The 10,657-nt window shown below is 67.4% G+C and carries 1 protein-coding gene; it reads right to left on the minus strand.

Going from position 1 to position 10,657, the window contains the following annotated elements; translation table 11 throughout:
* Positions 1-80: 80 nt before the first annotated feature.
* Positions 81-10,589 (minus strand): autotransporter outer membrane beta-barrel domain-containing protein, encoded by a 10,509-nt coding sequence (locus Q0Y42_RS07655; protein WP_297801945.1) that lies wholly within the window; start codon positions 10,587-10,589, stop codon positions 81-83.
* Between the last annotated feature and the right edge of the window lie 68 nt (positions 10,590-10,657).

The following is a 10,657-nucleotide window of genomic DNA, read 5'->3' on the forward strand; positions in this document are numbered from 1 at the left end:
TCCCCCGATCCCACAAGCGGAACTGAAAAGGGCGGCACCCTCGCGGATGCCGCCCTTCTTTTATTACCCAGTTATCGGGATCAGAACGTCCAGCGGACGCTGACCGAGCCGGTGTGGACGTCGGCCTTATCGCCCAACTGGCCGTCATAGCCCGCTTGGAAGCTGACGCCCGTATCGGTGACGACCTTGGCCTCAAAGCCCAGACGCCATGCGCTGCGGTCCAGCGGCGTGCTGATCATGGCCGGATCGGACGCATTCGACGAACCGATCAGCTGGATGGGCAGCGAGATCGCGTCCTCCGAACGGTGGACGCGGCCCGCCGTGAGCGCGAGGCCCGCCTTGACGCCGCGTGCCGGTTCGAACGACCAGCCCGTGGTGACCTTGGGCTCGGCCGCGACGATCCATTGATCGTCACCCACAATCCGTGCGCCCAGACCATCCCAGCCGGTTTCCTCATAGGAACCGTTGTGCAGCCACGTGGCCTGCAGGTTCAGCGCCGGACGCAGGTAGAACTGGCCCGCCTGCACCAGGTGGCCGACTTCGCCGCCCAGTTGCAGATAGCCGTTCTCGCCCTTGGACAGGCCCGCCATGTCCTTGAAGACATAGCCATAGCGCTGGCTTTCCAGCCATTGCCAACCGCCCGTTGCCGTCAGGCGCAGGTCGGTGCCCGAGGTCCAGTTGCGCAGCAGGCCGACACCGAGGTCGAAGCCGTCGCCCTGGGTGTTCATGCGGCCATTGCTGAGCTGCTGGCGGGCGAGGCTGTTATAGCCACCCGACAGGGCCACGGCCCACTGGGCGTTCAGACGCTGCTGGATGCCGAAGCGGGCATTGAAGATGCGGCTGGTCGCCCCCCAGTACTCGCCCGTGGCTTCCTGATCGAAGGCCGAGGTCGATGCCTTGCCCCAGATGCAGCGGTCGGCGTCTGCCGTCTGTTCGTCACAGCCGAACATCTGGCTGGCGAAGCTGGTGGCCCCGTAATACTGGGTCTGCATCGAGGCGACGTGACCCTCGGGGTTCAGCTCCGAGAAGATGGCTTCGTAAAGCTCTTCCTGACCGGCCACCATATTGCCCAGCGCCGTCATCAGACGGCCAATGCCGGTGGCACCGCCGACTTCCAGAGCCGAGTCCATGTGACCGCCCAGACGCACTTCGTTCGGACGCAGGAACGGCTGGCCGAAGTTCGGATCGATCAGCAGGTGGACGCCGTTGTCGTCACCCTTGAGCGAGAAGTTCAGGGCCAGCGTGCCGCCCAGATCCACATCGCCCACCGTGCCCGATCCGCCGGTGGCGAACAGGGTGATCGGACGAATGTCCTCCAGCCAGATCAGGTTGATGCCCAGCGAGCCGTTGATCACGGCATCGCCCGAGACATTGACCAGATCGGAGTCGAAGCGGCCAGCGGCCACGTCGAACAGGGTGCGGCCCGTCCCGGTCTGGACGAAGTCACCATTGACGTCGACGGTCGTGATGACGCGTGCGCCGTAATAGATGTTGTCCGCAACTGGCGCGATGGCATCCAGATTGCCGAACTCTTCGCCCGCATCCAGATCGATCGGCCAGTCGGTGCCTTCCAGACCCACGCGGAACAGGCCCGCATTGGTGAAGGTACCAGCATCGCCGGTCGGGGTGATGGCCACCGCGGCCGGTGCGATACCGCGCAGGGTTTGCGGCCCGACAGGCTCGCGCAGGTTGATCGTGTTGAAGGCGAGGAAGGATGCACCTTCGCTGTTCAGGAAGCGGTTGTCGCCGCCACCCAGATCGATATTGCCCGCAACCATGCCGTTATTGACGACATCGTCGTTGCCGCCGCTGGCACGCATCGCCCATCCCGAGATGGCCGACAGCGAGACATTGGAGGTGATCAGGTTGGTTGCACCGCCGTCAATGACAATGCCCGCACCATTGGCCGAGCCACCGCGCACGGCACCATCGGCCTGAATGGCGATATCGCCTGCGCCGTCCACACCTTGGCTCTGGGCAAAGATACCCACGCCATTGGCACCCAGAGCAAAGACGCCCTGTGCGAAGCCGAGGTTGATGCCGGCACCGGCACCGGCACCATTGGCGGAACCGGCAAAGGCTCCGTCGACCCAGCCGCCGCCGCCGCCCAGCGACTGGACAATGGCACCATAGGCCCCGTTGCCGGTCACATAGATGGCATCGGCCTGACGCATGAAGACCGAGCCAGCGTTACCGCTGTTGTCCGACGACAGATCGACATTGGCATCGGCCAGATCGCCGAAGGCGGCACCACCGCCACCACCGATGGATTGCAGGACCATACCGTGGGCATTGATGCCGCTGGTGAAGATCGCGCCGTTGTGATCCAGCGAGATATTGCCCGCATCGCCGCTGACACCGCCAGCGCCGCCAAGGGTGATGTCCGCCGACGACTGGCCACCCAGTCGCAGTTCACCACCGCCCGCGCCGATGGACTGCAGGACCAGACCCGAGGCGTAGTCACCGAAGGTCTGGGTGCCGCCGGAATAGCTGGCCATGATGTTGCGGCCATGCGCGCCCGAGCCGCCATTGGCCCCCAGAAGGGCCGAGACGCCGTCGTTACTGCCCGTCAGGTTGGCGACGAACGAGCCGCCGCCGCCGCCGATGGATTGCAGCAGCGATGCGGTCGAGAAATCTCCGTCGGTCACCACCGCGCCGTCCTGTTGACGGTCGACGGCACCGCCGGCCTCGCCCGTGGTGTCGATCGCGCCCAGGACGATCTGGCTGGCCGCGATATTGGCACCGCTGGCCGCCGTGAAGTCGACAACCGCGCGGCCACCGCCGCCACCGATGGCCTGCGCCAGGATACCGGTTGACAGATCACCCAGCGACAGCATGGCACCGGTATGCTCGGCCTCGATATCCGCCGCAGCATTGTTGAGACCCGACACACCACCCAGCATCAGGTTGAAGCCGGTGTCCTGTGCGTCGATCATGCCCGCATGGCTGGCCACGACGGTCTTGAGGTCCAACGTACCACCGCCACCGGCGATGGACTGGGCCAGATCGAGGACCGAGCGCTCGCCGCCAGCATTGATGGTGCCGGTGGTGTTAACCGTCACCTTGCCGGTGTTCATCGTCGTGGCGCTCTCGGCACCCAGACGGGCGATGATCATCGGTTCACCCGGATGGGTAATCCCGACCTTGTCGACATAAGGCATGCCCGTCAGGCCGACGAGGTTGGTGATGTCCAGCACCAGAGTGCCGCCACCGCCGTTGATGCTCTCGGCCTTGATACCCACCGAGCCTTCGCCGGTTACAGTGATGTCGCCGGTATGGTCGACGATCACTTCGCCGCCGATCCCGCCGACACCGCCGCCAATATTGCCCAAGGCGAAGCTGAGCGCGGTCGAGGTGATCGCGGACGCATATCCGTTGCCCGCCGCGAGGCCGACATTGGCATTACCGCCACCGCCACCGATGGACTGGGCCACGATACCGTGGGCATTGGCACCCGTGGTCAGGATGGAGCCGCTGTTGATGACGTGAACCTTGGCACCATTGCCGCCGTCACCGCCAAAGCCGCCGAGGCTGGCTGCCGGAGCCGCTGTAGAAGTGTCGAAACGTAGATTGCCGGTGACAGCCAGGCCGCCGTTGCCGCCCCCGCCGCCGATCGATTGCGCCAGAATACCGTGCGAGCCGGCACCTTGCGTATAGATGGTGCCGGTGTTCTCGACATCGACCGTACCGGCGACATTGCCGGTGCCGCCCATACCGCCGACAGACAGGCCGCCGACGACAGAGTTGCCCCCCACAACGCCGACCTGCAGATTGACCACCGACGAGCCATTGCCGCCGCCGCCGCCCAGAGACTGGGCGAGGATGCCGTGGCTGTTGTCGCCTTCGGTCAGGATGACGCCCGAATATTCCTCGCCATCGACGGCAAGGTTCTTCACACGGACATTGCCGCCGGTGCCGCCCTCGCCGCCCATGCCACCGACGTTGGTGACCAGACGGTTCGAGGTCGAACCGCCCGTGGCATTGATCAGCAGGCTCAGCACCGTGCCGGCGTCACCGCCGCCGCCGCCGATGCTGTTGGCACTGATACCCGAGGCGTTGTCGCCCTTGGTGTAGATCAGGCCGGTGTTGGTCACGCTGACCAGATCAGCCGCACCGCCGGTGCCGCCCGAACCGCCGACGTTGATTTCCAGCGCGTTGTTGTCTGCCGGACCTTGGATCGTCACAGCATAGGCCGCACCGCCGATACCGCCGCCGCCGCCGATGGACTGGGCGCGGATACCGAAGGCATTGTCGCCCGAGGTCAGGATGCGACCGGCATTGGTAGCCAAAACAGCCGCAGCCGTCGCGCCCTCACCGCCACTGCCGCCAATGCCCATGGTGGCGGTGTTCTGGGCACCGCCCTTGGAGCCCAGCACCTGAATGCCGAGCGTCCGCACGGCACCGCCGAGGCCACCACCTCCACCGATGGATTGGGCCAGAATACCGTCGGAGCCTTGGCCCGAGGTCTGGATCAGGCCAAGGTTGTCGACATAGACATTGCTAGAGCTTGCGCCCTGACCGCCAGCTGCGCCGACAGCGATATTGCCGCTGGTCCCCGCGAAGAACAGCGTATTGCTGGCTGCACCGCCAACACCGCCCCCGCCGCCGATGGACTGGGCCAGAATACCGCGCGAGTCATCGCCCGCCGTGACCAGTTCACCGTCGAAGGCCACGCGCACGACGTCAGCGGTTGCACCGACGCCGCCCTCGATACCGACCGACAGGCTGCCGCCGACCGACTCTTCCTGCTCGTTCTTGGTGCCCGCGCTTACGGAGATGGCGCTGGAGATACCGCCGCCACCACCGATGGACTGGGCCACAATACCGTCGGCCTGAATGCCCGAGGTATAGATGCGGCCATCGGCCTTGACGTTGACTGCGCCGCCTTCGCCACCGCTGCCGCCCTTACGGCCGATGGATACGCTAAGCGAACTGTTGGCCAGCGCACCGATGACGACATCGGTGCCGACGTTACCGCCACCGCCACCGATGGACTGGGCCACGATGCCGCGCGAGTTATGGCCGAGGGTAACGATGTCGCCCTTGTGGTCCACATCAACCGTGTCACCGCGACCGGCCGCACCCGTGCCACCGCCCAGCGTCAGGTTCACACCCGCCGCCGCGCCGCGATAGACACCCAGACCGATGTTGTAGCTGGCGTTACCGCCGCCACCGCCGATGGATTGCGCCAACAGGCCGTCGGCGCTGTTGCCGTGGGTCAGGATGGTGCCGTTGTGGCGGACATCCACCGCATCGCCCGAGCCTGCGCCCGCGCCCGAACCGCCAACGACAAGCTGGGCACCGATTTCGCTGCCTTCCTTGCCCGAGCCAGTCGGCTTGACGCCCAGCACGAAGTTGTAGCCGGCATTACCGCCGCCGCCGCCGATGGACTGGGCGATCAGGCCCGTCGTGCCATTGCCGAAGGTGTTGATGACACCGCCTGCGGCCACTTCCGTGCCCGTGCTGCTGTCATAGCCGCGCGTGATCGAGACCTCGCCGCCGTGGCCGCCGGTCCCGCCCGAGCCGCCCACGCCCATGGCGATGATCGAACCCTTGAGGCTGAAGACGCCGGCGGCATTGATGCCGCCGGTGCCGCCACCGCCGCCGATGGACTGGGCGATAATGCCCGCACCACCGCCGATCGCGTCATCGGCCAGCGAGACGAAGTTCAGCTCGCCGTCGATGGTCTTGAACTCGCCGCCGACGAAGATGTTGCCAAGGCTGGTGTAGTCCACATCGCCCGCATCATCGCCTGCGCCGCCGCTGCCGCCGATGCCTGCAGAGATGGCGAAGGCATCCTTTTCGCCGACATTGGCTGCCGCCGAGACGTTAAGGCCGCCCGAACCACCGCCACCGGCGATGGACTGGATCATGGCACCGACCGAGTTCAGACCCTCGATCAGGATGTTGCCTGCGTGGTTGACGGTCACATCACCCGACGCACCGCCACCGCCGCCGAAGCCGCCGAGGCCGAACACGACGGTCGGCTCCTTGGTGTAGGTGTCGATGGAGAAGCCGCCCGCCACGTTGATAGCACCGGCACCGCCGCCGCCACCAATCGACTGGACCAGCAGGCCGCGCGAATAGTTGCCCGCCGCAAAGACGTCGGCGTTTGATTTCAGCGTGACATCGTCGCCGTCACCGCCCGAACCGCCAAAGCCGCCGATACCGATGGTCAGCTGGCCGTCCAGAGTGACGCTGCCCGAGACGTTCAGGCCGCCGGTGCCGCCACCGCCGCCAATCGACTGGGCGATGATGGCCGAGCTGTTGTCGCCATTGGCCTGAACCTGAACGCGGTCCTTGCCGAACAGACCGACGGTCAGATCCACGGTATTGGCGTGACCGCCCGAACCGCCGAAGCCGCCGATGCCGAAGGTGGCTGCGCGCGTGTCCGCCGATTGCGGCGGAGCCAGCGAAATACCTGCCGAGACGTTGATGCCACCGGCACCACCGCCGCCACCGATGGACTGGGCCACGACACCGTTCGAGCCGCCTTCGCGGTGACGGACGTAATAGGGCAGGCCTTCATCGGTGGTGAAACCGGTGGTGTAGTCGCGGGACACGCCCTTGGCCCAGACGCTGCCGTCGATGGTCGCCGTGACGGACCCTGCGTCACCGCCGCCGCCGCCGAAACCGCCCACGCCCAGCGTGACCGCCGTCGAGGTCGCAGAGTTGGTGAAGGACAGTGCGCCAACCACATTGATGGCCCCTGCACCGCCCGATCCGCCGACCGACTGCAGCAGGATGCCGTTGGAATAGGCACCCTCGGTCATGGTGTCGCCTTCACGGTTGAAGACCACCTCACCCGCAAGACCGCCGTCACCGCCAAAGCCGCCGAGGCCGAGCGAAGCCGACGCGCTGGTGCCTTGGGACACGGTCAGAGCCCCGGCGACATTCAGGCCACCGTTACCGCCGCCGCCGCCAATCGACTGGGCAATAATGCCTGCCGAGTTGCCGCCCTTGGTCAGATAGTCGCCATTCACGGTGCCGCGGACATCGCCCGCGTCACCGCCCCCGCCGCCAAAGCCGCCGATGCCGACCGCCAAGGAGCCACCGGTATTGCCGCTGGTCAGGGCGACCGAGCCGCTGACGTTCATGCCGCCAGCACCGCCCGAACCGCCAAGCGATTGCAGCAGTGCGCCCCAGGCGTTGTCGCCGTCGGTCTGCACATCGCCGTCCAGCTTGCCGATGACATCGCCCGCCTGACCGCCCGCGCCGCCGAAGCCGCCCAGACCGATAGCCACGCTGCCTGCCGTCTGGCTGGAGCCTGCGACAACCGCCGTCACGTTCATGCCACCGGCACCGCCGCCGCCGCCGACCGACTGCAGCAGGGAGCCATAGGCACCGTCACCACGGGTATAGATGCTGCCTGCAAAATCGACATCGATGTCGCCTGCATCGCCGCCGTCACCGCCAAAGCCGCCAAGGCCAAAGCCCAGAGCGCCCGACGAGTTGGAGGCCAGGCTGACCACGCCGCTGACGTTCATGCCGCCAGCGCCGCCGCCACCACCGATGGACTGATAGATCAGGCCCGCGCTGTCGTCCTCGGCCGTGCGGATATCGCCACGGATCTTGCCGCCGACGTCACCGGCATCGCCGCCGCCGCCGCCGAAACCACCGATACCGATGGCCGCGCCACCGCTGGCATTGCCAGACGCGCTGAGGCTGCCGGTGATGTTGATGCCACCGGCACCACCGCCGCCACCGACCGACTGGGCCAGCACAGCGTGCGATTGGCCCTCGAAGGTCGAGATATTGCCCTCGACATTGACCGTGACGTCACCGGCGTCGCCGCCGTCGCCGCCTGCGCCGCCGAGGCCGACCGAAACGCCGCCCGAGCCGCTGTTGGCCGCCGAGACCGCGCCCGTCACATTCAGGCCGCCCGAGCCACCGCCGCCGCCGACCGACTGGGCCAGAACGCCCGTCGAGCCGAGACCGTTGGTCTGGATATTACCCGTGATGTCGGCCAGCACGTCACCAGCGTCACCACCGCCGCCGCCCGAGCCGCCGATACCGATGGCCGCATTGCCGGCGCCCGAACCGGATACCGACATGCCGCCCGTGGCGTTGAAGCCACCGGCACCGCCGCCGCCGCCAATCGACTGGGCAGTGACACCGACGGCACCGACGCCCTCGGTGATCACGGCATAGAGGCCTTCGGTCGGCTGGGCGCCGTTCAGGATGACATTGACGTCGCCTGCATCGCCGCCGTCACCGCCCGCGCCGCCAAGGCCGATGTTCAGCGAGCCAGACCCCGTGCCTGCGATGGTCATGCTGCCCGAGACATTGAAGCCACCGGCACCGCCGCCGCCACCCAGCGACTGGGCGATCACGCCGCGCGATTCATCGCCGCCAGCCTTGACCAGACCGGTGATGTCCACATCGACATTGCCAGCGTCGCCGCCGCCGCCGCCCGAGCCGCCCATGCCGAAGCTGAGTGCGCCGGAGCCTGTCCCTGCGCCGACAAGGCTGCCCGAGACGTTGAAGCCACCGGCACCGCCGCCGCCGCCCAGCGACTGGGCCACGACCGCGTTGGAGTAGTCGCCGCGCGTCTCGACATTGCCGGTGATGTCCAGATCGACATAGTCGGCATCACCGCCCGAGCCGCCCGAGCCGCCCAGACCGATGGCCAGACCGCCCGCGCCGACGCCGCCACCGGCACCGTCGAACGCGACGTTGAAGCCGCCGTTACCGCCGCCGCCGCCGATGGACTGTGCGACCACGGCTTCGGAATAGTTGCCCTGCGTCAGGATATCGCCCGTGATATCGGCATCGATCTCCCCGCCATCACCGCCGCCAGCGCCATTGCCGCCGAGGCCGACCGAGATGGCCCCCGCACCGACGCCGCCGGAAATCGCACCTGCGACGCTGAAACCGCCCGCACCACCGGCACCACCGATGGATTGCGCCACAAAGGCGGTGGAATAGTCGCCATCCGTCTGGATACCGGCTGCCTTGGCGATCACCTTGGCTCCGTCGCCAGCCGAGCCGCCATTGCCGCCGAGGCCGACCGAGATCGAGCCAGCGCCGACGCCGCCCGAAATGCCGCCCGCGACGTTAAAGCCGCCGGCACCACCGCCGCCGCCGATCGACTGGGCGATCATGCCGAAGGAGAAGTCACCCGAGGTATAGATCAGGCCGTTGGACGTCGCGTCCACGGTGCTGCCTTGGCCGCCAGCGCCGCCGGTACCGCCCAGGCCCACATTGATAGCGCCCGCACCGACGCCGCCCGCGATACCGCCTGCGACATTGAAGCCGCCGTTACCGCCGCCGCCACCGATGGACTGCGCCACATAGGCGTTCGAGAAGTCGCCCTTGGTGATGATATTGCCGTCAGAGGTCGTATCCACGTGGCCGGCGTTACCGCCCATGCCACCGGTGCCGCCCATGCCGACCGAGACCGCCCCGGCCCCGACGCCACCGACACCGCCAGCCGACACGCTAAAGCCGCCGTTGCCGCCACCGCCGCCAACCGACTGGGCCACGATGCCCGCCGAGAAGGTGCCTTCGGTATAGATCTGCTCGGCATTGGTCAGGGTGACAGTGTTGCCGTCGCCGCCCTGTCCGCCGGTGCCGCCCATGCTGAAGCTAACGGTGCCCGCACCCACGCCGCCCGCGATACCGGCTGCGACGCTAAAGCCGCCGTCACCGCCGCCGCCACCGATGGACTGGGCCACCAGACCCGAAGAGTTGGCCCCATAGGTAAAGATCTTGCCCGTAGCGTCGATGTCGACGGTACCGCCGTCGCCGCCGTTACCGCCCGTGCCACCGATACCGACCGCGACCGAACCGGCTCCGACGCCGCCCGCAATCGAGCCGGAGACGACAAAGCCGCCCGAGCCACCGCCGCCGCCAACCGACTGGGCCAGAACAGCCGTCGATTGGTTGCCGCGCGTGATGATCTGGCCGTTAGCGACGGCTTCGACCGCGCCACCGACACCACCTGCGCCGCCCGATGCGCCAAGGCCCACCGAGACCGACAGCGCGCCCAGACCGCCCGAGATGCCGCCCGAGACGTTATAGCCGCCCGAGCCGCCGCCACCGCCGACCGACTGGGCGATGATGCCCGCCGATTGCGACTGACGGGTTTCGATATTGCCGTTGACGGTCGCCGAGACGTCGCCACCCGCACCGCCGCCCGCGCCGGCGCCACCGATACCGATGGAGTTGGCCGAACCTCCCAGACCGCCCGAAATGGAGGTCGCGACAGAGAAGCCGCCCGAGCCGCCGCCGCCGCCAATGGACTGGGCCACATAGGCGTTGGACTGTTGACCATCGGTGAGAATATTGCCGGTGTGGACGCCGGTAACCATGCCACCGTCACCGCCGACAGCGCCCTCGCCGCCCAGACCCACGGTGACGCCGACGACGCCGATGGCACCGACAGAGTTACCGATGCTGTAGCCACCGGCACCGCCGCCGCCACCGACCGATTGCAGGATCACGCCGGACGAGCCGAGGCCTGCGGTTTCAATGTCGCCGGTATAGTCGATATCGACCGTGCCGCCCGCGCCGCCTTGGCCGCCGTCACCACCGATGGTGACCGAAACCGCGCCGCCGATGCCCGCCATGACAGCAGAGCTGATCACGGCACCGCCGTTACCGCCGCCGCCGATGGATTGGGCAAAGACGCCCGTAGAGCGGTCGCCTTGGGTAT

This window comes from uncultured Brevundimonas sp. (genome assembly GCF_947305955.1).
Classification (GTDB): domain Bacteria; phylum Pseudomonadota; class Alphaproteobacteria; order Caulobacterales; family Caulobacteraceae; genus Brevundimonas.